We start from the raw sequence: 24,715 nt of genomic DNA, 5'->3' as shown, positions 1-24,715 counted from the left end.
AGGTGCTCACAGGACTCTCGGCGGGAGGATGAAAAGGCTCCTTGAGAGTGGCCGGCGTGGGGCTGTCCGGATCGGGCGGGAACACCCGGTGACAGCACCGCCGGAACGGCCCATATCACCAGCAAGAACAGAATCTCGGTGAACCCGATCGCCATCTGATCCTCCGTACAGGGGGAACCAGCATGCCTGATCCTGCAGATTGCGTCCATCGATGGCTTCGCCCGGCCGTGACGGGACTTTCCGTCCCGCTGTTCCCCGTCACCGGGCCACGGCCAGGCGGTAGTTCTCGTCGGTGGTGAGGAGGTTCCGATGGGTGTCGTCCGCGGTGATGACGCCGTCGTCCAGGACGAGGACACGGTCGGCGGCGTCCAGGAGGGCCGGGCTGCTGGTGATCACGATGGTGGTGCGGTTCCGGCGTAGCTCCGCGATGTTGCGCGCGATGAGCTGTTCGGTGACCGCGTCGACGGCTGTCGTCGGGTCACGCAGGACCAGGATGTCGGCGTCGGCGGCGAGGGCTCGGGCCAAGGACAGCCGTTGGCGCTGCCCGCCGGAAAGGTTCGCGCCGCGGTCCCGGACGCCGTGGTCGAGTCCTTCGCGGTGGAGGGCGACGACGTCGGTCAGCATGGACGCCTCGACGGCCTCGGGGATCATACGGCCGGCGCCCGCCGGGTCGATGTTCGTGCGGAGGGTGCCCGCGAAGATCTCCCCGTCGTACGGGTTCACCAGCATGTGCTCGCGGACCGCCTCGATCGACAGGTCCTTCATCTCCCGCCCGCCGACCCGCACCACACCCTCATACGTGTCGGGCGGGACGTTCACGGTCAGGATCGACGCGAGGTCGGCCGCCGCGCGCGGCTGGTAGGCGGCGATCGCCACGAACTCACCGGCGGACACGTGGAACTTCAGCTCGCGCAGGGACCCGTATCGGATGCTGTCGACCTCAAGGTCTCCGCCCGCGGACAGGCGCTCCGGCCCCGGGGTCATCACCGGAGGCGCGGCCAGTACCAGCGCCATCCGCTCGGCCGACGCACGCGCGATCATCACGTACTTCGGCATCTCCGAGAACAGCCTGAGCGGTTCCATGATGAACTGCGCCAGCCCCACGGCCATGACGAGCTCCCCGATGCTGATCTGGCCGTCGAACGCCAGCCAGCCCGCCGTCAGGGTCACAGCGGTGGCGAGGAGCGCGTTGAGTGCCAGCGCGGTGCCGGCGTACGCGCCGTTCACCTTGGCGACGGTGATCGCCTGGCGTTTCGCCTCCGTGCTGACCTTCCGGTAGGACAGGAACGCCGCGTGGTTGCCGCCGAAGCCGTGCAACGGGCGCAGGCCGATGATCAGGTCGGCGACCTTCGCGCCCGCCCGCGCCACCCGGGCCTGCTGCTCGCGGGTGCCGGTGCCGATCCGTTTGGACATCACGCTCAGGATCGACAGGATCGCGATGGTGCCCACGATCACCAGGAGGCCGAGCCGGACGCTGGCCATGCCCAGCGCGACCGCTGTGATCAGCACCGCGACCAGTGAGCTGATCAGCAGCGGCACCACCTCGATGATGTCGGCGGTCTGGTCGGCGTCCTCGGTGGCGATGGTCAGGACCTCGCCGGACTTGAGGTCGACGTCCCTGGCCACCGGTTGGAGCCCGTAGGCCGCGACCCGCACACGCCAGCGGTGCGCCTCGGTCGTGTTGGCCTTCTGCAGGATGCGCATCCCGAACCGCCACGACAGTGACACGGTCGTGATGATCACGGCCAGCGCGGCGATCGACAGGGCGAGCGAGCCGAGGCTCCGGTCCCGCAACGTGTGTTCGACGATCAGGCCGAGCGCGATGGGGAAGGCGGTCTCGCCGGCCTGGTACATGCCCATGAGGACGGTGCCCCAGGTCATGGCGCCCGCGTTGCGCCGCAGAGCCGTCCGGAGTATGCCGGCCCCCGTGCGAGACCTCTGTCTGTCAGGAGTTGTCATCGAGGTGTCGGGCAATCGCTTCCGGGGTTCGCGGGGTGGGCAGATCATGAACGGTGATCACGGGACCGTACTCGCGGCGGAGCAGCCCGATCAGCCGCACCGCCGGCATGGAGTGCCCCCCGGGGGACATGAAGCCGCTCACCGCGCTCACCTCGTCATCATTCAGGTCCAGTGCCTCTGCGGGGAACTCGCGCGCCACGGGCTCGGTCCCGGTCACCGGGCCACGCCCGCCCGCCGTGGTCAGCGCGCCGTCCGCATTCTCTAACTGCCTTCTTGCCACGCACGCCACAGTCGCGCGTACCGGCCGCCCAGAGCCACCAATTCCTCGTGGGTTCCTTGCTCCACGACGCGTCCCGCGTCCAGCACGGCGATGCGGTCCGCCGCCATCGCCTGGGTCAGCCGGTGTGCCACGAACAGCGTGGTACGGCCCAGACACGCGGCCGACACGGCCCGCTCCAACTCGGCGGCGCCCTGGCTGCCCGCCTCCGCGGTCGACTCGTCCAGCACCACTACCGGCGCTCGGCCCAGTACCAGCCGGGCCAGGGCGATCTGGGCGACCTTGGTGCCGTCCAGGCGCTCACCGCCCTCGCCGACCACGGTGTCCAGCCCATCGTGCAGCGCCGCGATCCACGTGCCGGCGCCGACCCTGTGCAACGCGTCCATCAGCTCGGCGTCGGTCGCCTCCGGCGCGGCCAGCCGCAGGTCGTCGGCGAGCGGACCGGAGAACACGTGCGTCTCCTGTGTCAGGATGCTCACCAGGGCCCGCGCCCCGGCCTCGTCCAGGTCCGCGAGATCGGTCGATCCGATGCGCACCGACCCGGCCTGCGGGGTCCCGATGCCCGCGATCAGCGCCGCCAGGGTCGTCTTGCCCGCGCCCGTCGCCCCGACCAGCGCGAGCGAACCGCCCGCCGGGATCACCAGGTCGACGTCCCGCAGGACCGGCCGCTCGGAGTCGGGATAGCTGAACGTCAGCCCCTCCACCGTCACCGGGTACGGCTCGGCGTCCGCTGGCGCGACGGCCGCACGACCCACCAGCCTTTCCTCCGTGGCCTCGCCCAGCACCCCGACCAGCCGGGTCAGACTCGCGCCCGATTTCTGCGCCTCGTCGAAGGTGAACAGGATGGAGCCCAGCGGGTTGAACAGCCGGTGGAACAGCAGCGGGGCCGCCGACGCCTCACCCAAGGTGACGGCATCGGCCTCCAGCAGGACGTACCCCACCACGATGATCAGGACCAGCCCGATGAACTCGGCGCGGTTCTCCCTGCCGACGAACCGGCCGAAGAACCGGAACACTTCGACGCCGAGATTGCGCACCCGCCACGACTCGCTGGTGACCTTCTCGCGGAAGGCGTCCTCAAGGCGGTACGCCCGGACCGTGTCGATCCCGTTCAGACCACTGATCAACGCCTGCGCACGGTCGGCCTGGGCTTCCCGCTGCTTCTGGTAGATCGGGGCGGACCTGGGGAGATACCAGCGCAGGGCCAGCGCGTAAGCGGGCAGCACGCCAGCGCCCGCCAGGCCGAGTCGCCAGTCCAGCCCGAACATGCCACTCGTGGCGATGACGACCAGCACTCCCGCCGAGAACACCGTGGGGATGGCCGTACGGATGCCCTTGGACAGCACGGCCACATCGTCGCCGACCCTGGACAGCACGTCCCCCCGGCCGACCTGCTCGATCCGCGCGCTCGGCATTCCCAGCACCGCCCGAACGGCGCTCTCCCGCAGCTGCGCGAGCAGATCCGCGCCCAGCCGTCCGATCAGGTATGTCGACGCCGCGGTGGCCGCCGCGCCGAGAAGCGCGGCGGCCACCATCAGCGCGCCGATCGTGATCAGCATCGATTGCGCTTCGCCTTCGATCACCCCGTCGACCACCCGGCCGAGCAGGAGCACCGGCAGCACCTGAAGCGCCGCCCCGGCCACCGTGGTGAGCACGGTGGTGGTCGTCAGCCATGGCACTTCGCGGGAGTGCGCCGCCACCCACCGGGTGGCCTCGCGTCCGGTCGCCGTGCGCAGGGTGGCCGGGGCGACACGGGTGTCGGTGGTGCTCACACCCGGATCATGGCAGGACGGGGGCAGAGCACGTTCGTCGGCATCTTCAGCCGACTGACTTGACGAGTTCGTCGATCGCGTACGGGAGGGACAGCAGGGTGCCCTGCGACAGCGCCGCGCCGATCGCCGGGCCCTCGCTGTCGAGGAGATACGACACCTTCCCGTCCTTGACCGCGGGCAGGTTGGTGAACAGCTTGAACTTCTTCAGCGCGTCCTGGTCGGCCTGGTCGTTGATGACGAAGATGCGGTCGACGTTGATCAGGTCGATGCGCTCGGGGGAGAGCACGGTGTAGAACTTGCCGTCCGCGATCTTGTCGATCTCCGTCGCGCCCTTGAAGCCGATGCCCGTCACGAGCCGTCCGCGCACGTCGGTGGTGGTGAACGGCGCGACCGAGTCCTTGTACCAGGACAGCGCGACGGCGGTCTGGTCCGCGAACTCCGGGTGCGCCTTACGGGCGGCGTCGAGCTTGTCCTGGATGCCCTGCACCAGCTTCGCGCCCTCGTCCGCCTTGCCGAGCGCCTTGGCGATGTGAACCGCGTTGTCCTGCCACGGCGCGCTGAACGGCTCCGTCTCACCCTTGGTGCGGCCCACCGTTGGGGCGATCTTGGAGAGCCGGTCGTAGGCGGCCTGGTCGATCTCGGAGTAGACCGCGATGATCAGATCCGGCCGCAGGGCGGCGATCTTCTCGTAGTTCGGGCCGGGATCCCCGTTGTTCATGATGACCTCGGGGCGGGTGTCGCCCCACTTGTCCTTCACCCAGGGCCACTGGGTGTTGATGTCGGGGGTCTTGCCCGGCGGGTTCGGGTACTGGTCGACCATGCCGACCGGCTTCACACCGAACGCCAGGATGGCCTGGTCGTCGGTGTAGCCGACGGAGACGACCCGCTGGGGGGCCTCGGTGATCTGCGTGGACCCGAACGCGTGCTCCACGGTGACCGGGAACGCGCCACCCGTGGTGGCCGCGGCGTTGCCGCTCGGCTTGTCCGCCGGCTCGGAACCGCATCCCGCGATGATCCCGGCGCTGAGGGTCGCAGCGGACAATACCGCCGCGAACCGCCGCAAGGACTTCGTGACTGTTATTCGTTGGAGGAGCATCCGGAATCCCTTGCTTTCGTGCAATCCGCTGCGACCCTGACTAGCAGCAGGAGAACCGTAGCACGCAGAGATTAGGTGAGCCTAACCTAGCTTTTCGCCGAGCTGGACGGGGATGCGGCCCATCCCTCATCTCCCCTTGAGGTTCGCCCTCACCAGCAGGTAGACGAGGAAGGGGCCGCCGATCGCGGCGGTGACCACGCCGACCGGGAGAGTGATCGGCAGCGCCGTACGCGCCACCAGGTCCGCGCCGACCAGCAGCAGCGCGCCCATCAGCCCGGAGGCCACCAGCGGCGGCGTCGGGTACCGCGACAGGCGCATCGCCACCTGCGGTGCGACCAGCGCGACGAACGGGACCGGGCCCGCCGCGCTCACCGCCGTGCCAGCCAGCAGCACCGCGCACAACAGCAGGACCGCCCGCACCGTCGAGTACCTGACCCCCAGGCCCGCCGCGACCTCGTCGCCGAAGTGCAGCGGCCTGAGGTGGAACGCGACACACGACACGACGGCCATGAGGGCGAGCGTGCACCACAGCGCCACCTCGACCTCGCCCCACGATCGGCTGTCCAGCGAGCCGACCAGCCACGCCTGGGCCCGCGCCACGTCCTTGATGTCGGCCGTGACCAGCAGCCAGGCCGTGATCGCCTCCATCACGGCGCTCACCGAGATGCCGATGAGGATGAGCCGGAGGCCGTCGATCCCGCGCCGCCATGCCAGGAAATACACCAGCAGACCGGTGCCGAGACCGCCGGCGAGTGCCGCTGCGGACAGGCCCACCGAGTTGGTGATCGCCGCGGCGGCCCCACCCGACACCGTCACCAGGAACACCGCGACCGCGCTCGCACCCCCGGTGATCCCCAGAATGTCCGGGCTGGCCAACGGGTTGCGCGCGATGGACTGCGTGATCGCCCCGGACACCCCCAGCGCGATCCCCACGACGAGCCCGGCCAGGGCGCGCGGCATCCGCAAATCCATGATCACGAACTCGTCGACCCGCTCCCCCTGGCCAAGGAGCGTGGCGACCACCTGGGGCAGGCCGATGGGGAAGTCCCCGAGGCCGATGGAGAGGCAGAACGCCAGAAAGGTCGCCGCCGCCAGCAGCAGCGTGACGGATACCATCCAGGGTCGCCATACGAACGACGCGGAGCCGAGCCGCACGCCCGGCGCCGTCGACCGCTTCACCGCTGTCTCGTTCATACCGTCTTGAATTTTCCGCGCCACACCAGCGCCGCGAAGAACGGGGCGCCGACGAGAGCGAGGACGACGCCCGCCTGCAGCTCGCCCGGTCGTGTCACCACGCGCCCCACGATGTCACAGCCCAGCAGGACGACGGCGCCGAGCAGACCCGCGCACGGCACCAGCCAGCGATAGTCCGGCCCGGTGAGATACCGGGCCACGTGGGCCACCATGAGCCCGAGAAAGGCGATGGGGCCGCACGCCGCCGTCGTCGCGCCCGCCAGCAGGGTGATGGCGACGATACCGACGGTCCTGCTCAGCGTGATGTTCACCCCCAGCGCTCGCGCCGCATCGTCCCCCAGGTTGAGCAGGTTGATGGCGGGCAGCGTGGTCAGCGCCAGCACCAACCCGGCCACGATGAACGCGACCACCGGCCAGATGATGTCGAACCCGACACCGGCCACGGAGCCCGCGTTCCAGAACCGCAGCGCGTTCAGAGACGCCTTGTCCGACAGCGCGACCGCCGTGGTCATCGCCGCCAGGAACACCGTGACCCCCTGCCCGGCCAGTGCGAGCGTCAACGGGTTGCCCGCCCCCCGGCCGATGCTCGCCAGCCCGAACACGACGACACCGGCGACCGCCGCCCCCAGGAAGGCGAACCAGACGTACTGGTACGGATTGGAGAGCCCGAACAGGAGGATCACCATTACCACGGCGAACGAGGCGCCGGAGTTCACCCCCAGCAACCCCGTGTCGGCGATCGGGTTACGCGTGTATCCCTGGATCAACGCCCCGCTGACCCCCAGGGCGACGCCCGCCACGATCGCGAGCACGGTCCGGGGCACCCGTACGGTCTGCACGATGAGCGTGATCTCGGTGAGCCGCTGGTCGGAGCCCGGCGGCGTGAACAACCCGTGCCACACCTCCGCGGGGCTCAGCGCGCGCGCACCGACAGCCAGCGACACCGCCCCCGCGACCAGGAGAACAACCGCAAGCGCGCCCAAGCCCACAACCCGCCGCCGGTGGGCCCCTGTGGCCGCGGACGAGGGGCGTATCCCCACAGTCGTACTCATCGACGTACGTTATCCCTCTGATCCACCGGGGGCGCACGGCCAGAGGGGGCATCACAAGCCTCATGAGGAAACCCCGTGCCCCGCCTCAGCGCCGGCCGCCCAGCTTCGGACATGCCATCCGAGAAGAACCACACCCGCCATCGCCTCGGGCTGTCCCGAGGAGACGGCTCCGCGTCCAGACACCGCGCGATCCGCTGAACGCTCCGCTCTCCCGAGACCACCTCCACCGGAAACGGCCCGGCCGGCAGCGGCCGATCGGGACACGCGAGCGGCTGCGACGCGCGCGTCCTCCGAACCGCGCCATCTCGATCACTAATTTAGGTAAGTCTATCCTTAATTGTCGCCCAGGACGGGGACGGGACAGGACCGCGCATGAAGCACACCTTCGCCACGTTCGGGCTTCCCGGCTCGGCGGGCTGTGCGCGATGTACGGGCCACGTTCAGTGGCGTGGTGTACGGGTATCCGACGCCGGAGCTGGAGCCGAAGGTTGAGGCCGGGGGTGGGGTCGGGGTCGTTCGCCGTCAACCCACCCGCCCTCGCTGCGCTTTTGACCTTCCACCCCGGTACGGCGCCGCACAGATGGACACCCCCCGGGGCGGAACGGGGGTGAACGGGCACCGCTACCGTCGCCCGCCACCGGCGGAACCCGTACACCACATCCGTGGACGCAACCGGAGTACGCCTTCCGGATCCGAGGGATTCGGCTCGAACACGGCGGGACAAGTCCGGCCTATTAAGGCCGGAACGTCTTACACTCCTGCAACGAGCTGATCATGCTCCCTCCTTCGTCCCCCTGTTCAAGGAACCATGAGAACCATCTTCGCGGCGACTGTCGCCACCGCTTCCCTTCTGCTGGTCACACCCCTCCCCACCGCCGCTGCGGGTACCACCGCGCGGCCGGCACGTGCTGACCGGCCGCGGTCGTCCCCACGGGGTCCACGATCAGGTCAGCGTCACTCCGGTCTGCGTGATCAGACAGGCAGAGTAGCGGTCAGCGGTGCGCCGATCTGGATGTCGAAGTACGCCGCGAAATCGTCTCCGCCGACTGCGCCCCGCCTCGCGTCGATGATCACGACCGTCCCGGCCACGATGCCGGCGAAGCCGGTGCCGGACCGCCGGGCCTGTTCGATGCGCTCGGTGACCGGGCCGCGAACCGCCTCGGTCAGAAAGGTGAGTCCGTGCGGGAACTCCTCGCTGAGCGGATGCCGTTGCCGCCCCGACTCGATCCGGCTGCCGATGCCGAACCGGGCCGAGACGATCTGATCATCACGGAGCGTGACACGGAAGTAGCCGTTCGACTGAGAACGGTTGCAGTCCCGCTGGGGCGGATAGGCGCAGTCGTAACCGCCCGCTCGAAGATCATCCACAACGGAGCCCATCGTGGTCGCGTAGTGCTCGGCGCCGAACGGCCAGCGCCGCACGGAGTCGTCCCGGGCGGTGACGACCAGTCCGTCGATCACGGAGTAGCCGTAGTCCGCGTGCTTGTCCCGCCACGCGATCCGGGGGATCTCGTCGCTCCGTTGTACTGTCCGGCTCCGGAGGTCACGATCGAAATCGTCGATCTCCTCCAGCACGCGATCACCGGCATCGGCCCAGATCGCGGCAAGCGCCGGTGCCGCGGCATCGGCGACCTGGTCGCCGCTCCTCTGGTCCACCGGCTGCTCGGCGGGCGGGAACCACGCCCAGGCGAGCCGGTCGTCGTGGTCGAGCAGGAACTGCGCGACCTGCGGATGGACCGTGTCCACCTGGTCACGGTGACCGATCCGGCACCACAGGACACGGCCGTCCGCATTGGTGCGGACCTGCGCGCAGAACCAGCCGGCCTCCGTCAACGGCCGGGTGACGGACCCGGCCGTACCGCCGGTTGGCGCGGGCTCGGCCCGTGAGTTCTCACCCGCTGCGGCGTGGTCGTACACGCCGTCGGGCGGCAGCGCCGGCGGCTCGGCCGATCGGGTGCAGCCGGTCAACGCGAGCAGGCCGAGGATCATCATCATCGAGGCGATCATGATCGTGCGAACGGCCGGCCAACGTCGGCGTGCGGTCATGGCGAACGGAGGGGACACGGGGCCCATCGAAGCCGCTGGACCGTCAGCTCGGCAACTTCGGTCCTCAGGCGCGGGTCCGCGGTGGCGTCGGGGCGGCCGGCAGGCGAGCACGGAGGCAAGATCAGCAGCCGGCTCCCCAGCTGACAGCGCGGACCCGATTCCCGTCACCCGCTCCGCTCTTCCCGGTCGAGCTGATCCAGGTGTCCGGCCAGAAGGCGCAGCAAAGCTTCCGGGTCTTCGAGGTGCGGGTCATGCCCGGTCGGCAGGGACGCTTCCCGCACCAACGACGACTCTCGCACGGTTGCCTTCAGCTCGTGTCGCAACCAGGCGCAATACGCCCCCCAGGCGGGGACGAGATGGTCGGGAAACACGCCGGAGAAGGCCATTCCATCACCGCTGACAACAAGAAGCGGACAGCGCGCTGCGCGATAGGCGGCGAAGAGATCGAGGGCGTCCACTTCTCGCATGAGCTGAACCAGCGGCGCTGGGAGCCCCTGACCCATCTCCCCCAGGAACAACGTCATCTCCCGGCACGCGCGTGCCGCCGACGCCTCGTCCAGGCCGAAGAAGTGGCCCGGCCGCGTCGGGTTACCGTGGCCGTCGAGGTTCACCGCGAGCGGACACTCCGGATGCCGTCCGGCCCACAGCGTGGCGACCATGCCTCCCAGGGAGTGTCCGACGATCACAGGCCGGTGGAGTCCGACCTCGTCGACGACGGCGGCGACGTCCGCCAGTGCTTCCCCCCACGACCACGGCGCCGCACCGGACTCACCATGGCCACGTAGGTCCATGGACACGGGCCGGAACCCGCTTCCCAGGAGGAGCTCCACGAAGACATCCCAATCCCCGCGCGCCCGTCCGCCGCCGTGCAGGAGAAGCACGTCCTTCCCCTGACCGCCATGGTCTTCTGCCAAGATCGGTACGTCACCGATCACAAGCTTCCTGATCACACTCATACAGGTCACCGCCTTTGCCGGCGCCCTTCCTAGCAGCCGGGCGCGGCGGTCGCCACAGCTTTTCCGGCCGTGTGGAGCGAGGTCCGAGCATCCTCGGCTCCGCTTGGCCGAACGGCCGGGCGGCGTCTCCAGGGATCGCCACCCGGCCGTCATCCCAGGTGAGTGCGGGCCGCAACCACCGGGCGACTACCCTTCGGCGTCCTGCGGGTACCAGCGCAGTTCGACGGTGTTGCCGTCAGGGTCCCGCACATAGATCGAGGTCGCGTTGCCACGCGCGCCGAACCGGCGTACAGGTCCTTCGAGGAGGGTGAAGACCCCCGACTCGATCACCTCTTGCCAGTCCAGCGGTTCCACGACCAGGCAGATGTGGTCGACGTTCGACTCGTTCCGAGGGCGGCGGACCAGATCGATGATGGTCTCCGGGGTGACCCTCACGGAGGGGAACGGGACATCGCCGGCCCGCCACTCGGCGACGCGTACCGGCTCCAGGCCGAGGGGCCCGCAGTAGAAGTCCAGGGCGCGCTCGACGTCTTCGACATTGAGCACCAGGTGATCGAAGCTTTTCACACGCATCGTCGTCACCGCGTTCCCAGGTCGCAGGCCTGACGCAGCCGGTCGGCGAACAGGGCCGGGCCGAGATCGGCCGGACAGTCGGTGATGTTCGTTGTGCTCATGAGGTTCCTGTCCCGTTTTTCGAAGCTGTCATGCCGGCTGGTAGTGCAGGTGGACCACGCCGATGCCGAGGGCGTCCGGGGCCGGGGGATGCGATCACTGGTGACCGGACGCCCCCGGCGCCGAGGGTGATCGGGTGACGCTCTATACGATGCGCCAGGCGACGACGGCCATCAAGCGACGATGGAGCTAGGGTCGTTGACTCAGGCTAAACGATGGAGCGTCACATGCTGGAACGGCACGAGATCGAGACCTTCCTGGTGCTTGCCGAGGAACTGCACTTCGGCCGTACCGCCGAGCGCCTGCGGGTTACGACCGGGCGGATCAGCCAGGTGGTCAAGAGGCTGGAACACCGCATCGGCGCTCCGCTGTTCGACCGCACCAGCCGCGTCGTCCGTCTCACGCCGATCGGACGGCGACTGGCCGACGACCTGACACCGGTGGTGGCCCAGATGGACGAGGCGATACGGAGGGCCGTCGACGCCGGCCGCGGGGTCACCGGTCAGCTGCGAGTGGCGTTCCTCGGCGAGTGGACCGCGCCGGTCCTGCTCAAGGCCGTCAGCCTGTTCGCCGAACGCCACCCCGACTGTGAGGTCGACGTTCACGAAGTGCAGCTGTTCAGCTCGCGATCGAGCCTGCTTGACGGCTCCATCGACATCCTCATCGCCTCGTACCCTTTCGACGGCATGGCCTGCGGGCCTGCCTTGCTGTCGGAGGGGCGCGTGCTGGCCGTGGCCGCCGAGCACCCGCTGGCCCGCGAGGAGTCGGTCTCCCTCGAAGTCCTCGCCGAACACCCCATGGTGCAGTACCCGTCGGTTACTTCAGCGGAATTCAAGCGCGACCGCACACCCGACCACACCCCGTCGGGCAGGCCCGTTCCGAAAGGACCCACAGGCAACACGTTCTCCGAGATGCTCTCCCTCGTCGCGATGGACAAGGGCGTCCTCCCGGTGGGCGAGCACAGCCAGCGGTACTACCCGCGCCCGGATGTCGCATATGTGCCGATCCACGACGCGCCCCCGATCGAACGAGGACTGGTCTGGCTGGAGACCAACACGACCGCCCGGGTGCGCGAGTTCGTGCGGGCCGCGACAGACGCCAACCGCCGGACCGTGGCGCCGCCTGCGTCGTGATCGGTCGCCCCCTGATCTTTCCCCGGCCCGCGGTTCTCACCTATCCCCCGGTCCCGCGGTTCTTGTTGTGTTCCTCGACCAGCTTGAAGAACTCGGATTCGGAGTCGGTGAACTTCATGACGCTCTTCTTCTGGTCGATGACCACGAAGAACAGCCAGGGGCCGGCGGCCGGCTTCAGGGCAGCCTCGATGGCGTCGGCGCCCGGGTTGCCGATGGGACCGGGCGGCAGGCCGAGGCGCGCGTAGGTGTTGTACCGCGACCGGCTCCTGAGATCCTCGTTCGGGGCCCTGACGCCGAACTTGTTGAGGCCGTACAGGACCGTACTGTCCATCTCCAGCTTCATCTCGGGCGTGTGGTTCAGCCGGTTGTAGATAACCCGCGCGACCTTGGGCATGTCGCGCTTGTCGTACGCCTCGGCCTGGACGATGCTGGCGACGGTCAGGATCTCCAGTGGCGTACGGCCGGCACGCCTGGCGCCGTCCACCAGGCCGCCGTCTTCGGCGGCGCGGTTGAAACGTGTCACCATCGCGGCGAGGAGCTCGCCGGGGCTCGACTCGGACGAGACCTCGTAGGTCCCGGGGAAGGCGAATCCTTCCAGCGCGCCCTTGGCGTAGGCCGGAAGTCCGAGCGCCCTGCCGTCCTTGGCGGCCCGCTTGAACTCCTCCACCGGCCTGCCGGTGGCGGCCGACAACGTCTCCATGACCTGTGCGAGCCGCAGCCCTTCTCCCACGGTCAGGGTGGTCCGGCCCCGGCCGGTCTCCACGAGCGCCTCATCGGAGCCCTGCCCCATGACGTCCCTGGGGACCGCCACCCGCGAGGACAGCCCTTCGACCACGAACGTGGATCCGACCGCCATCACGGCGACGGCCACCGCCGCCGCCAGGGCGAGGCCACGGCGACGGGATCGGCCCACGCGGACCTGGAGGAACCGGCCCGGTGGGGGTGGCTGCTCCTCGTGGGCCATGTCGGAAAGGGTCTCGCGCAGCAGATCCTCGATGCTCATCGGAACTCCCTCACAGTGCTCAGCTCGGGTGCGGCCTTCTTCAGGCGCTCCAGGGATCGGTAGATCTGGCTGCGGACCGACCCCACCCTGACACCGAGCAGCCGCGCGATCTCGGTCTCGGACAGGTCCTCGAAGTAACGCAGCACGAGCACGGTCCGCTGCCGGGGCGTCAGCCGGGCAAGAGCCCCGCGCATCACCAGGCGGAGGTCCGCGACCTCCGCGTGCCCGTCGTCGATCCGGTCGGGCAGCCACCCGGTGGACACCTCCGCGATGCGGGAACGGCGCCGCCACCAGCTCACCTGTTCGTGGTACATGGCGCGGCGGACGTACCCCTCGACGGCCGCGGGGTCGCGGAGACCGCGCCACTTCGCGGCCGTCTTCGCCAATGCCGACTGCACCAGGTCCTCAGCGGCGTGCCGGTCACCGGTCAGCAGGTACGCGGTGCGGAACAGCGCCCCTGATCGATCGACGACGAACTCCCGGAAGTCCGCCTCAAATCCTGGATCCACCCGTCCTCCTCGCGATGTCGTCAAGCAAGGACGCGGGCAGGACGCCGATCTATGCCGGCACGGCCGAACCGATCCGGATCAGGACCCGTACGCCCCGCACCATCGGACAGGTCACGCGGCTGAGAGCGGTCGCTTCGGAGCAACGACCCAAAAAGAGAGCACTGCTCTTGACTTCACTGCTCAAAAACGAGAGCATTGCTCTCACAAACAAGGAGTGATTATGAGCAAGCTGTTCTACCGCGGCCCCTCCCTCGCGACCCTGCACACCGACTACGCGGCCCGGCACCGGATCGACACCGAGGCCCCGGTGACTTCCGAGTCCAGCGTCATCGTCGACGCCACCCCCGCCCAGGTCTGGGAGGTGATGGCCGACCTCCGCAACTGGCCCGCCTGGGCGCCGGGCTACGAGGTCCTGGAACTCGGCGAGATGGCGCCCGGCGCCGAGTTCCGCTGGCGGCTCGGCGGAGTCAGGATCACATCGAGGTTCGCGGTCGTCGCCCCCGGACGGGAGCTCACCTGGAGCGGCGTGGTCTTCGGCTACAAGGCCGTCGACCAGCAGGTGCTGGAAGCCCTCCCCGGCGGCCGCACCCGGGTGACCATGCGGGAATCCCTCGCGGGCCCGCTCGTCTCCCTCTTCTTCGGCGTCGACAAGCTCCGCGCCGGCCACGACCGCTACCTGGCCGCCCTCACGACCGAGCTGACCAGGCGCTCCGCGGCACACCACTGAACGGCCGCACGACACTCACCACCCGAGACGAGCGTGCGACACGAGACGGGTCCGCGACGGGAGGCAGTCGTAGGCGGGGGAACAGGCCCGTGCGCCGGCCGAGGATCATCCCTGCGCGGCGGCGCGCCGGTGCCGGAGCAGCACGACCTGGGAGTCGAACGTCCGCGACTCGACGAGTTCGAGGCCGGCCCGGTGGCTCTGCTTCTGGAAGACAGGCTTGCCGCCGCCCAGGATCACCGGGTGGACGAAGATCTGGTACTCGTCGATCACGCCGTGCTCGGTGAGGTGGGCGGCCAGCGCGGACCCGCCGAACAGCAGCAGCGTGGCGCCGGACTCCTTGAGCGCGGTCAGCTCCTCGACGACGTTCTCGCCGATCACCCGGGTGTTCCAGTCGGCCTTCTCCAGCGTGCGGGAGACCACGACCTTCGGCGCCTCCCGCCAGATCGGGGCGAAGGCCAGGTCGTGCTCGTGCGTGGAGTACTGCTCGGCCCGCGGCCAGTAGCCCGACATCATGTCCCACACCACGCGCCCGTAGAGGAACACCTTGTCGCCGCCGCTCAGCTCCTGCGAGTAGGCGGACAGCTCCGGGCCCATCCGCGGCCAGTCGAACTCGCCGGCCGGGCCCTCGATGAAACCGTCGAGGGACTGGTGCACGAAGTGGATGAGCTTGCCCATGATGGCGTCCCGTCTCTGTGGATCTCCCGCGCCCTCGTGGCGCGCTTTCACCCGGGAGTCGGAGCCGTCGCCGGGTCCTCGACATCCGGCGGCGACTTTCCTCGAATTATTTTTAAGCCCTCCGGAACCGGAACCGGAGCCGAACCGAACCGGCCCGGCCCCGGCAGCGCGCCGCCGTACGGCCGGGCGTCCCGCTGCCGGAGCGGTGAGTCCCCACGACGACGGGTGCGGCCCTATCCGGCCTGCCGGCGTTCATCCCCGTCAGGTCCCCGGCCCCGATATCCCTCGAAAGCCACGACGAGCTCCAGCCCGCCCCCCGGGTTGGGGCTCACCCGTACGTCGGCCCCGTGCGCCTTCGCGATCGACGCGACGATCGACAACCCGAGCCCGGCGCCCTGCTCACGGGTCGTGTGCAGTCGCCGGAAGGGCTCGAAGAGGTCGCCGAAACGTTCCTCCGGCACTTCCGGGCCGGTGTTGCGGACGGTCAGAACGCCGTGGGAGAGCGTTATCCCAACGGTTCCGCCGGAATGGTTGTAGCGGATCGCGTTGTCGACGAGGTTGGTGACGAGCCGGTTCAGCAGGACCGGATCCCCGTGGACGACGAACGGTTCGGTCCGCGCCGTCACGGTGACGTCGTCCGAGCCTTCTTCGGCCAGGACGGACCGCACCACCTGGTCCAGAGCCACCGGCTTCCTGTTGTCCAGGCCGTGTTCCGCCTGGGCCAGGACCAGCAGGGCGTCGATGAGGTTCTCCGTGCGGTGGTTGTGGAACAGGAGCTTGTCGCGGATCTCGCCGACGTCCTCGGGGAGGCCGATCTCGATCGCCGCCCGCTGGACGGCCAGCGGGGTCCGCAACTCGTGGGACGCGTTCGCGATGAAACGCCGCTGCCCCTCGACGGAGCGTTCGAGCCGGTCGAGCATCGCGTCGAACGTGTCGGCCAGTTCCCTCAGCTCGTCCTTCGGCCCGGTGAGTGCGATCCGTTCGTGCAGGTTCGACACCGACAGCCGCCGGGCGGTGGCGGTGATCCGGTGGACGGGCCGCAGGATCCGCCCGGCGACCAGCCATCCGACGACCACCGACACCAGCGCCAGGATCCCGATCGTCAGCATGGTCACCCCCCACTGGTAGTCGATCACGTCGTCCACCAGCGCGGGCAGCGGCGCCATCCTGTCGACCGGCACCCCTCGCACCGGCGCCATCGGTGCCACCGGCGTCCCGGAGAACCGCTCGATCCGCGTGCGCAGCGCCTGGCGCAGCAGCAGGTTGACCGCGACCAGCAGCACGACCGAGGTCAGCAGGAACAGCCCGGAGTAGATCAGCGTGAGCCGTACCCGGACCGTCGTCACAGCAGGTATCCCGCGCCGGGAACCGTCTGGATGCACGGCGGGGCGCCCAGCTTCGCCCGCAAGCGGCTGACCACGACGCGCACCACCGTCGTGAACGGGTCGGTGTTCTCGTCCCACGCCTCTTCGAGCAGCCGTTCGGAGCTCACGACCGCGCCGTCCGCCCTCATCAGCACCTCAAGGACGGCGAACTCCTTGAGCGACAGGTGCAGGTGCCGCCCGTCCCGCGAGGCCTGCAGCCGGTGCGTGTCGACCACGATCCCGTGCCGCTTCAGCACCGGCGGCACCTGCGACGGGCTGCGGCGCCCCAGCGCCTGCACCCGTGCGACCAGCTCGGCGTAGTCGAACGGCTTGGGCAGGTAGTCGTCGGCCCCCATCCCGAGACCCGCGACCCGCTCCGGCACCGACGACGCCGCCGTCATCATCAGGATCCGCGTACGGCTGCCGCGCGCCACCAGCTCACGGCACACGAGGTCGCCGTGCAGCTCGGGCAGGTCCCGATCCAGCACGAGAACGTCGTAGTCGTGCACCGCCAGCCGCTCCGCCGCGGCGGCTCCGTCGTACACCACGTCGACGGCCATGGCGTGGCGGCGCAGTCCCATCGCCACGAGGTCGGCCAGGTCGCGTTCGTCTTCGGCCACCAGAACCCGCATGCCGACTTCGTACCCGAACCGACGTAACAGCGGCGTTAACGGTTCCGTTCACGGCCGTACAACACGCTTGCGGCCACGCTGACTGCCATGATCAAAGCCCTCTGCACCGCCGTCCTGGTGACGGCCTGCTCCCTGTCCGCGTCCGCGCCGGCCCCGAGGCTCCGGCCGGCGACGGCGTCCCCGCCGGCCGCCGCTCCGGACGGGGGGTGCGCCGCCATCACGGCGCCACCGCCGGAATCGGCGCCCCCGACCTCGGTGAACACGCTCCGGCAGGCGTACTTCTGCGTGCTGGACAACTACTACAGCGGCCCGGCCATGGATTCGACGGCGCTGCTGAAGAGCGCCTTCGCCGCCTACACCCGGGACCTGATGCGGCGCGGCGCCGACCGGGCCGACCTCCAGCTGCCCGCCCTGACCGGGAACCGCGACACCGACTGGGCCGCCTTCGCGAAGGTCCTCGGCACCGGCGACCCCGCCGCGCTACGCGCCGCGATCACCGGCATGGTCGCCGGACTGCACGACAACCACGCCCGCTGGCACAGGCCGACCCCGCCGCCGGAGGGCGGGCCGACCGGAACGGGCATCGTGGGCGCGTCGGCCATGCAGGGCCCGCAGCTCGACCCCGCGGCCCGGCCGCCGCTGTTCATCACCCGCGTCCTGCCCGGCAGCCCCGCCGCCAAGGCCGACATCAGGCCCGGCGACATCATCGTCAAGGTCAACGGCATGCCGGCGTTCATCGGGGACACCGCGAACCAGGGCATGCTCGACGCCTTCGCCTCCGGCAAGATACGGCTCACGCTCAAGCGCCCCACCACGGGACGGACCCGCACCGTCGACCTCAGGGAGGGGCCCATCACGCGGCAGCCTCCGGCGGTGACGTCGAAGACGCTGCCGGGCGGCGTCGCGTACGTCCGGCTGCCCGGATTCCACGAGGGCGCCGCCGACCAGGTCATCGCCAAGCTGCAGGGCAAGCCGGAGGCGGTGGTCCTCGACCTGCGCGGCAACGGCGGCGGGTCGCCTCGTGAGGTGACGCGGCTGCTCGGCGCGTTCGCGCACGGCAAGGTCACCAGCTACTTCTGCCCGCTCAAGGGCGACTGCGTGCCCAACCGGACCGACGACAGCGTCCCGCTGCTCGGCCTGCGCCTGGTCGTCCTCACCGACCGCGGGTGCGCCTCGGCCTGCGAGGACTTCAGCGCGGCCGTCAAGGGCAACGGCCTGGGCACCCTCATCGGGACCCGCACGGCCGGAGTCATCTCCGGCCCCTCCGAGGGATACCTCCTCGACGACGGCAGCGTCCTGCTGCTGCCCAAGGTCCGGCACCTCGGCCCCGACCGCGAGATCATCGACACGATCGGCGTGCCGGTCGACCACCACGCCCCGATGACCGCCCTCGACCTGGCCACCGGGCGCGACCCGGGCGTGGCCAAGGCGCTCGCGGTCCTCTGACCCGGCGGGCGGGCGGTCGCGCCGACCGGCCGAACCCGGCGGGACAATCGTGATCAATCCCTCCTCCCCTTCAGCCGCCGGCGTGATTATGATCATGGTTCTGGCGAGGGCGGTCCGCCGCCCCGCCGGAACGGCCGCCCTCCCCCCGAAGGGATACTCATGTCCACCAAGCTCACCAGACTGGCCGCGACGTCGTTCGCGGCGGTCGTCCTGGCAACGGCGGGATCCGCACTGGCGACGCCCGCCGGAGCCGCGGTCACCGGAGCCGGCCCGTCGAGCGCCCCGGTCACCGTCGCGTCCTCATGGATCAAGTACGGCGACTACTCGACAGAGGCGAAGTGCAAGGCGAAGGGCGCGGAGCTGCGGCGGAAGGGCACGTACCTGTCCTACTACTGCGAGTACACCGGCTTTTTCACGCTGATGGTCCTGACCAGGTGACCGGCTGAACGCGCGGCCCGGAAGGGATGCCTCCGGGCCGTACCGGCGCGCGCGAGCCGGGAGGGCCTCCGCGTCCACGGCAGGAGGCCGTGCCGCGACGGAGGCGACCGGGACGGCGACACCGGGGCGCCGGAGGGGCACCTCGGTGAGCACGGCGAGGGCGAGCCCATGCCCCTAAAGTCGGTCGTATGCGTTTTGGAGTGCTGGGACCGGTGACGGTCTGGACCGACACGGGACAGGTCGTGACGATCCCCGGACTGAAGGTGCGCGCGCTGCTCGCCGACCTGCTCGCCCACGAGGGACGGGTGGTGTCCGCCGACCGGCTGATCGACGACCTGTGGGGTGACGGACCGCCCGCCAACCCGGCGGCGGCCCTGCAGGTGCGGGTCTCGCAGCTGCGCCGCGCGCTGGAGGAGGCCGAGCCGGGCGGGAAGAACCTGGTGGTCTCGCTCGCTCCCGGATACGCGCTGCGGACCGGCCCGGACGCGGTGGACGCCGCCCGCTTCGCGCGGCTGGTGCGCGAGTCGGAGCCGGCCGAGGCGCTGGCGCTGTGGCGGGGGACCGCGTACGCGGATTTCGCCGACTCCGCGTTCCTGCAGCCGGTGATCGCGCGCCTGGAGGAGGCGTGGCTGGCCGCCGTCGAGGAGCACGCGGAGGTACGGCTGGCGGCCGGGGAGCCCGTCGATGTGGCCGAACTCGTGGCCGCGCACCCGCTGAGGGAACGGTTGCGCGCCGTGCACATGCGGGCGCTGTACCGGGCCGGGCGGCAGAGTGAGGCGCTGGCCGGTTACGGCGAGCTGCGTGAGCGGCTCGCCGCCGAGCTGGGGCTCGACCCGTCGCCCGAGCTGGCCGAGCTGCACACGCGGATCCTGCGGCAGGATCCCGCGTTGAGCGGCAGGGCCGGACGGCCGGCGACGAACGTGCCCACCGCGGTCGGCGAGCTGATCGGGCGCGGCGAGGCGGTGGCCGAGGTGCGCGCCCTGCTGGAGACGGGCCGGTTGGTCACCCTCACCGGTTCGGGAGGCGTGGGCAAGACGAGCCTGGCGCTGGAGGTGGCGCGGCAGGTGGCGGGCACGCACCCCGACGGCGTGTGGCTGGTCGAGCTCGCCCCCTACGACCGGCACACGCCGTCGCTGGCCGAGGCCGTGCTCGTCGCGCTCGACATACGCGAGGACTCCGCGGGCGTCCTGCCGCGGCTGGTCGGCGCGCTGCGCGACCGGCGGATGCTGCTGGTGCTCGACAACTGCGAGCACGTGGTGGACCAGGCCGCCGAGCTGACCGAGGCGCTGCTGCGCTCGGCGCCGGGGCTGCGGATCCTGGCGACCAGCCGCGAGCCGCTGAACGTGGCCGGTGAGGCACTGTGGAGCGTGCCCGCGCTGGAGCTGCCCGAGGGGTCGGAGCTGCTCACCGTGGCGAAGGCCGACGCCGTGCGGATGTTCATGGCGCGGGCGACCGCCTCGGCTCGCGGGTTCACGCTCGACGCCCGGAACGCCGAGGCGGTCGCGCAGCTCTGCCGCCGGCTGGACGGCATCCCGCTGGCGCTGGAACTGGCCGCGACCAGGGTCAGGGCACTGGGGATCCAGGAGCTCGTGGCCAGGCTGGACGACAGGTTCCGGCTGCTGGCGGGCTTCCAGCGCGGGGCTCCGGCGCGCCAGCAGACGCTGACGGCGATGATCGACTGGAGCTGGACGCTGCTCACCGACTCCGAGCGGGTCGTGCTGCGCCGCCTGGCCGTGCACGCCGACGGCTGCACGCTGGAGGCGGCCGAGACGGTGTGCGCCGAGGCCGGCGTCGACGTGCTCGACGTGCTGGCACAGCTGGTCGACCGGTCGCTGGTGGCGGTCGTGGACGGGCCGACGGGGGTGCGGTACCGGCTCCTGGAGTCGGTGGCGGCCTACTGCCTGCACCGGCTGGACGACGCGGGAGAGCACGCGCGCGTACGGCAGGCGCACGTCGGCTACTACACGGCGCTGGCCGTACAAGCGGAGTCGTACCTGCGGGGGCCCGAGCAGGTGCGCTGGATGCGGCGGCTGGACGCCGAGGCCGCGAACCTGCGGGCCGCCCTCGACGCCGCCCCGGCGGCCGACGCCCTGCGGCTGGTGAACGCGCTGGCGTGGTACTGGTTCCTCCGCGGACGGCTCGGCGAGGGGCTGCGCTCGCTGGAGTCCGCGCTGGCCGTCGAGCCCGACGGGTCCACCGCCGGCCGGGCGCGGGCGCGGGCCTGGCACGCGGGGTTCGCCCTGCTGCTCGGCCAGGACGTCGACTGGAAGCCGGCCCTGGACCTCGCCGAGCCGGGCGAGCGGGCCAGGGCGGAGCTGTTCGTCGGGCTGTGCACCGACGACCTGTCGTCCGCACAGGCGCTGGTCGACAGCGCGCTCGCGACCTTCTCCGAGACCGGCGACCGCTGGGGCGTGGCGGTGGTCCTGAGCAGGCACGCCCGCGACGCCTTCGCTCGGCGCGATCTTGAGGCTCTGGAGCGCGACGGCGGCGAGAGCGCCAAGGTGTTCCGGGAGCTGGGTGACCACTGGGGCCAGCTGCAGGCCACCGAGTGGCTCGCCGGGCTGGCCGAGATCCGCGGCGACTACGGACGGGCCACCGCGTTGTTCACCGAAGGCCTGCGGATGGCCGAGGAGCTCGGGCTGTGGCCGGAGGCCGCACGGCGGCTGTCGTGGCTGGGCTGGATCGCGATGAACACCGGCGACTACGCGCGGGCCATGGAACAGTGCGGGCAGGCGCTGCGCCTGGCCACCGGGCAGGGCTACCGAGAGGGGCAGATCTTCGCCGAGATGGGGTACGGCTACGCCGCCCACCGGGCCGGCCTGCTGGATCTGGCCGAGACGCACATCGGCCACCTGCTCGACGGCGTCCCGCGCGACGGCGAGCCCCCGCTGTTCCTGCCCAGCGCCCTGGCCGAGCTGGGCTTCGTGCACAGGTCGCGTGGCGACGCCGAGGGGGCGCGCGAGCTGTTCCTGGAGGCGTTCGCCGCCGCGCGGAAGGTCGGCGACCCCCGCACGACGGCGTTCACCGTCGAGGGCCTGGCCGCCGTCTCGGCGCCCGAGGAGTCCGCCCGGCTGCTCGGTCTGGCCGCCGAGGCCAGGCGGGCACACCGCACCCCGGCCTCCCGCTGGGAGGAGGACGAGGTGCGGCGGATCACCGTCGAGGCCGTGGACGCGCTCGGTGAGGAGGCGTTCGCCGCCGCCTGCGCTCACGGCCGCGCGCTGACCTTCGACGACGTGGCCTGAACCGCCAGGTGCTCGGCCAGGCGGTCGAAGAACTCCAGCCAGCCCGCCCTGGCCTGCTCGGCGTGCTCGGCGTCGGTGTTGACCCCGAACTGGTGGAAACGCATCGTCGTGCCGCCCTCGCACTCCTCCAGCGTGAGGGTCGCCACGGAGGCGGGCCCGTCGCCGGGGCTGTCCGGGTCGCCGGTGGTGAAGACCAGCCGGCCCGGCCCGGCGATCTCGCGGTAGACACCCCGCAGCGTGACCTCGAAGCCCTCCTCGCCGACCAGCGTGGCCTGCCAGGCGCCGCCAGGCCGGACGTCGAGCACGACCCGGTCGGCCGGGGTGGTGAACATGCGCGGGCCGAACCAGCGGGCGAAGCGCTCCGGCCGGGTCCAGGCGGCGTACACCTGCTCGCGCTGCGCGGCGAAGTCACGGACGATCTCGTACTCGGCGGTCTTCATCTGGTTTCCCCTCGGGGTTTCGCGGCTCGCTTCCGACGAGATCCACAGTGCCGGGCACCCCTTACGATCCCCTTCCGATGCCCTTAAGCCTCCGCCGCGGCCGGTGACGACCACGCTGCCCCCTGCCGGGAGGGGCGGGAGACCGTCCGTCCCCGGCGCGCCCCGGAACGCGCCTACGCCGTCACAGTCCGGTCGTTGATTACTGTATGTAATCAAACTGATTCATTCAGTTTTCGACACCAAAGAGGATCAGCATGAGCGAGCAGAACGAACAGCAGATCGCGGAAGCCTTCCGGGCCGCGCCGCCCATCATCCTGGCTCCCGGCCCCAAGGAGTCCCCCACTCAGCTCCCGCCGCCGCCCAACGACGTGTGGGACCTGCCCGGCGGCACCGCCTGGGTGTACCACGGAGAGGGCAACCACGGCCTGACCCGGCCCGTCATCCTGGCGGACGGCTTCAACACGGGGCCCAGCACCCCTGACTTCTCCTGGAACGCCCTGGATTTCAACGCCTACCCGCTCCTCAGCGAGCTGCGCCGGCGCGGCAGGGACGTCGTCCTGCTCGGGTTCACCGAACGCAGCGCGTCGATCATGGACAACTCGGAGACCGCCGTCGCGGCGATCCACGAGGCGATCGCGCGGCGACAGGGCGAGCATCCGCTCGCGGTCGGCGGCTTCAGCATGGGCGGCCTGGTCACCCGGCATGCCCTCGCCAAGCTGGAGACCATGAGGATGAACCACCAGACAGCGCTGTACTGGTCCTACGACAGCCCGCACCGGGGTGCCTGGATCCCCATCGCCCTCCAGGCGTTCGCGCACTACATCCGCGCGCTCGACAGCCGGTTCTCGGACCAGATGAACAGCCCGGCCTCCCGCCAGCTGCTGGTGCAGCACATCGCGGAGTGGCGCGACTCGCCCGGCGTCGACAAGGAGCGGACCGAGTTCCTCACCGAGCTGGACCGCGTCGGCGGCTGGCCGCGCATACCCCGGCTGATCGGCGTCGCCAACGGCATCGGTTCGGGCGCCGGCAACGGTGTGAAGCCCGGCCTGACCGCCCTGAAGGGCAAGGGCCTGGCCATCACCGGCACCGACCTGCGCACCCAGCCGGCGGGCGGCGACTCGCTGGTCGCCAGGCTGCGGGTCGTGACCCTGCAGCGGCCGGAGATCCACGCTCCGGGCCTCCCCGACATCGACGGCGCCCCCGGCGGCACGCTGGAGGGCTTCGGAATCCTCGCCGACGCGCTCAACGAGCTCGCCCGCTTCGGCTTCGGCGTCGACGTCCCGATCCGCTCGCACTGCTTCGTCCCGGCGGTCAGTGCCGTCGCCATCCGGAACATCGACTCCCGCGACGATCTGTACGTCGACATCGACAGCCTCTCGCCCGAGGACAGCGAACTGGACGACTTCAAGCTCGCGTCCCGGAACGAGGAGCACACCAAGATCACCGAGGAACTCTGCACCTGGATCCTCGACCGGCTCCCGTAGCCCGGTGACTCACCGACGTCGAAGGGCGGCTCCCTGGAAGCAGGGGGCCGCCCTCCCGACCTCACCCGGCGGACCCGAGCCCCCCGCTCCCCGACCGCCCCCGGCCGCCCGGGGCGGGTGCCGTCGGCCCGGCTCGATCAGATGCGCTCCAGGACGACCACGGGGATCTGCCTGCGGCTCCTGGCCTCGTAGATCCGGTAGACCGGCGCGAGCTCGGTCATCATGCGCCAGAGCCGCTCCCGTTCCGGCCCTTCGGCGGTACGCGCGCGGGCGGTGAACCGCTCGCCGAGGATCTGCACGCCGACCTCCGGGTTGGCCACCACGTTGAGGTACCACGCGGGGTGCGTGTGCGTCACGGCTGAGCCGGACGCGATCAGGATGTGGCGGCCGTCGTCCTCGCCGAAGAACAGCCCCGTGCGCAGCCACCGGCCCGACTTCCTGCCCTTGACGGTGAGGACGAGATTGCTCACCCCTCCTTCCAGGTAGCCGTCACGGCCGTCCGTGGCCAGGTAGCGGCGGACGTGTTCGGCGACCGAGGGGTCGGGGCTGTCGGCGGCGTCGTCCCACATCAGTGGTCTCCGGCGGTGATGCCCTGGAT

At 70.6% G+C, this 24,715-nt stretch carries 22 protein-coding genes; 6 read left to right on the top strand and 16 right to left on the bottom strand.

Going from position 1 to position 24,715, the window contains the following annotated elements:
* Positions 1 to 258 precede the first annotated feature (258 nt).
* The 9 genes from SROS_RS04105 to SROS_RS04065 all read right to left on the bottom strand — a co-directional run bounded on the left by SROS_RS04105 (position 259) and on the right by SROS_RS04065 (position 10,925).
* Positions 259 to 1,881: an ABC transporter transmembrane domain-containing protein gene (locus SROS_RS04105; RefSeq protein WP_245564556.1), complete on the bottom strand. Its 1,623-nt coding sequence runs from the start codon at positions 1,879 to 1,881 to the stop codon at positions 259 to 261.
* 64 nt (positions 1,882 to 1,945) lie between these two features.
* Entirely contained in the window at positions 1,946 to 2,158 is a 213-nt protein-coding gene (locus tag SROS_RS51960; protein ID WP_218919812.1) for an acyl carrier protein, read from the bottom strand.
* A 62-nt stretch (positions 2,159 to 2,220) separates the two neighbouring features.
* Positions 2,221 to 4,008 carry an ABC transporter ATP-binding protein gene (locus tag SROS_RS04095; RefSeq protein ID WP_012887614.1) on the bottom strand — a complete coding sequence of 596 codons (1,788 nt, stop codon included), beginning with the start codon at positions 4,006 to 4,008 and terminating at the stop codon, positions 2,221 to 2,223.
* Positions 4,009 to 4,054: 46 nt separating this feature from the next.
* Positions 4,055 to 5,050 (bottom strand): iron-siderophore ABC transporter substrate-binding protein, encoded by a 996-nt coding sequence (locus SROS_RS04090; protein WP_218919811.1) that lies wholly within the window; start codon positions 5,048 to 5,050, stop codon positions 4,055 to 4,057.
* Positions 5,051 to 5,230: 180 nt separating this feature from the next.
* The gene (locus SROS_RS04085) at positions 5,231 to 6,298 is read right to left on the bottom strand and encodes a FecCD family ABC transporter permease (RefSeq protein WP_012887612.1); all 1,068 of its coding nucleotides are present in this window, start codon (positions 6,296 to 6,298) and stop codon (positions 5,231 to 5,233) included.
* Positions 6,295 to 7,287 (bottom strand): FecCD family ABC transporter permease, encoded by a 993-nt coding sequence (locus SROS_RS04080; RefSeq protein WP_245564710.1) that lies wholly within the window; start codon positions 7,285 to 7,287, stop codon positions 6,295 to 6,297. The genes SROS_RS04085 and SROS_RS04080 overlap by 4 nt, the downstream gene beginning before the upstream one ends.
* A 1,035-nt stretch (positions 7,288 to 8,322) precedes the next feature.
* Positions 8,323 to 9,345 (bottom strand): hypothetical protein, encoded by a 1,023-nt coding sequence (locus tag SROS_RS04075; RefSeq protein ID WP_148268944.1) that lies wholly within the window; start codon positions 9,343 to 9,345, stop codon positions 8,323 to 8,325.
* A 215-nt stretch (positions 9,346 to 9,560) separates the two neighbouring features.
* On the bottom strand, positions 9,561 to 10,352 hold the full coding sequence (locus SROS_RS45670; protein ID WP_012887609.1) for an alpha/beta fold hydrolase: 792 nt from the start codon (positions 10,350 to 10,352) through the stop codon (positions 9,561 to 9,563).
* A 186-nt stretch (positions 10,353 to 10,538) separates the two neighbouring features.
* Entirely contained in the window at positions 10,539 to 10,925 is a 387-nt protein-coding gene (locus tag SROS_RS04065) for a VOC family protein (RefSeq protein WP_012887608.1), read from the bottom strand.
* A 326-nt stretch (positions 10,926 to 11,251) separates the two neighbouring features.
* Here SROS_RS04065 and SROS_RS04060 point away from each other — a divergent pair, with 326 nt between their 5' ends.
* Positions 11,252 to 12,157 carry a LysR family transcriptional regulator gene (locus tag SROS_RS04060; RefSeq protein ID WP_012887606.1) on the top strand — a complete coding sequence of 302 codons (906 nt, stop codon included), beginning with the start codon at positions 11,252 to 11,254 and terminating at the stop codon, positions 12,155 to 12,157.
* Positions 12,158 to 12,197: 40 nt separating this feature from the next.
* On the opposite strand, the gene mltG is transcribed toward SROS_RS04060, so the two are convergent.
* Together mltG and SROS_RS04050 are read right to left on the bottom strand one after the other, a co-directional pair.
* Complete coding sequence (gene mltG / locus SROS_RS04055) at positions 12,198 to 13,160, bottom strand: endolytic transglycosylase MltG (protein WP_012887605.1); 963 nt, start codon at positions 13,158 to 13,160, stop codon at positions 12,198 to 12,200.
* Complete coding sequence (locus SROS_RS04050) at positions 13,157 to 13,669, bottom strand: SigE family RNA polymerase sigma factor (RefSeq protein WP_012887604.1); 513 nt, start codon at positions 13,667 to 13,669, stop codon at positions 13,157 to 13,159. Before SROS_RS04050 ends, mltG begins: the two co-directional genes overlap by 4 nt.
* Positions 13,670 to 13,889: 220 nt before the next feature.
* Here SROS_RS04050 and SROS_RS04045 point away from each other — a divergent pair, with 220 nt between their 5' ends.
* Positions 13,890 to 14,396: an SRPBCC family protein gene (locus tag SROS_RS04045; protein ID WP_012887602.1), complete on the top strand. Its 507-nt coding sequence runs from the start codon at positions 13,890 to 13,892 to the stop codon at positions 14,394 to 14,396.
* A gap of 105 nt (positions 14,397 to 14,501) precedes the next feature.
* Here the strand turns inward: SROS_RS04045 and SROS_RS04040 are convergent, their stop codons facing one another.
* The 3 genes from SROS_RS04040 to SROS_RS04030 form a co-directional block, all read right to left on the bottom strand.
* Positions 14,502 to 15,071, bottom strand: a complete 570-nt coding sequence (locus SROS_RS04040; protein WP_012887601.1) for a dihydrofolate reductase family protein — start codon at positions 15,069 to 15,071, stop codon at positions 14,502 to 14,504.
* 233 nt (positions 15,072 to 15,304) lie between these two features.
* Positions 15,305 to 16,417, bottom strand: coding sequence for a sensor histidine kinase (locus SROS_RS04035; protein ID WP_012887600.1), 1,113 nt, complete (start codon positions 16,415 to 16,417; stop codon positions 15,305 to 15,307).
* Positions 16,414 to 17,067 (bottom strand): response regulator transcription factor, encoded by a 654-nt coding sequence (locus SROS_RS04030; protein WP_012887599.1) that lies wholly within the window; start codon positions 17,065 to 17,067, stop codon positions 16,414 to 16,416. The genes SROS_RS04035 and SROS_RS04030 overlap by 4 nt, the downstream gene beginning before the upstream one ends.
* Positions 17,068 to 17,154: 87 nt before the next feature.
* Here SROS_RS04030 and SROS_RS04025 point away from each other — a divergent pair, with 87 nt between their 5' ends.
* The 3 genes from SROS_RS04025 to SROS_RS04015 all read left to right on the top strand — a co-directional run bounded on the left by SROS_RS04025 (position 17,155) and on the right by SROS_RS04015 (position 22,193).
* Positions 17,155 to 18,513, top strand: a complete 1,359-nt coding sequence (locus SROS_RS04025) for a S41 family peptidase (protein ID WP_012887598.1) — start codon at positions 17,155 to 17,157, stop codon at positions 18,511 to 18,513.
* 159 nt (positions 18,514 to 18,672) lie between these two features.
* Complete coding sequence (locus SROS_RS04020) at positions 18,673 to 18,951, top strand: hypothetical protein (RefSeq protein ID WP_012887597.1); 279 nt, start codon at positions 18,673 to 18,675, stop codon at positions 18,949 to 18,951.
* 188 nt (positions 18,952 to 19,139) lie between these two features.
* Positions 19,140 to 22,193, top strand: a complete 3,054-nt coding sequence (locus SROS_RS04015) for an AfsR/SARP family transcriptional regulator (protein ID WP_012887596.1) — start codon at positions 19,140 to 19,142, stop codon at positions 22,191 to 22,193.
* Here SROS_RS04015 and SROS_RS04010 read toward each other — a convergent pair.
* Positions 22,157 to 22,633, bottom strand: a complete 477-nt coding sequence (locus SROS_RS04010; protein ID WP_012887595.1) for an SRPBCC family protein — start codon at positions 22,631 to 22,633, stop codon at positions 22,157 to 22,159. The genes SROS_RS04015 and SROS_RS04010 overlap by 37 nt on opposite strands.
* 254 nt (positions 22,634 to 22,887) lie before the next feature.
* Here SROS_RS04010 and SROS_RS04005 point away from each other — a divergent pair, with 254 nt between their 5' ends.
* Complete coding sequence (locus SROS_RS04005) at positions 22,888 to 24,117, top strand: lipase family alpha/beta hydrolase (RefSeq protein WP_012887594.1); 1,230 nt, start codon at positions 22,888 to 22,890, stop codon at positions 24,115 to 24,117.
* 137 nt (positions 24,118 to 24,254) lie between these two features.
* Here the strand turns inward: SROS_RS04005 and SROS_RS04000 are convergent, their stop codons facing one another.
* On the bottom strand, positions 24,255 to 24,686 hold the full coding sequence (locus SROS_RS04000; protein WP_012887593.1) for a nitroreductase/quinone reductase family protein: 432 nt from the start codon (positions 24,684 to 24,686) through the stop codon (positions 24,255 to 24,257).
* Positions 24,687 to 24,715 lie beyond the last annotated feature (29 nt).

Origin of the sequence: Streptosporangium roseum DSM 43021, assembly GCF_000024865.1 — a bacterium.
Lineage (GTDB): Bacteria > Actinomycetota > Actinomycetes > Streptosporangiales > Streptosporangiaceae > Streptosporangium > Streptosporangium roseum.
Note: the sequence above shows the minus strand (reverse complement) of the source record. Positions and strands in the feature narration are given on the sequence as shown.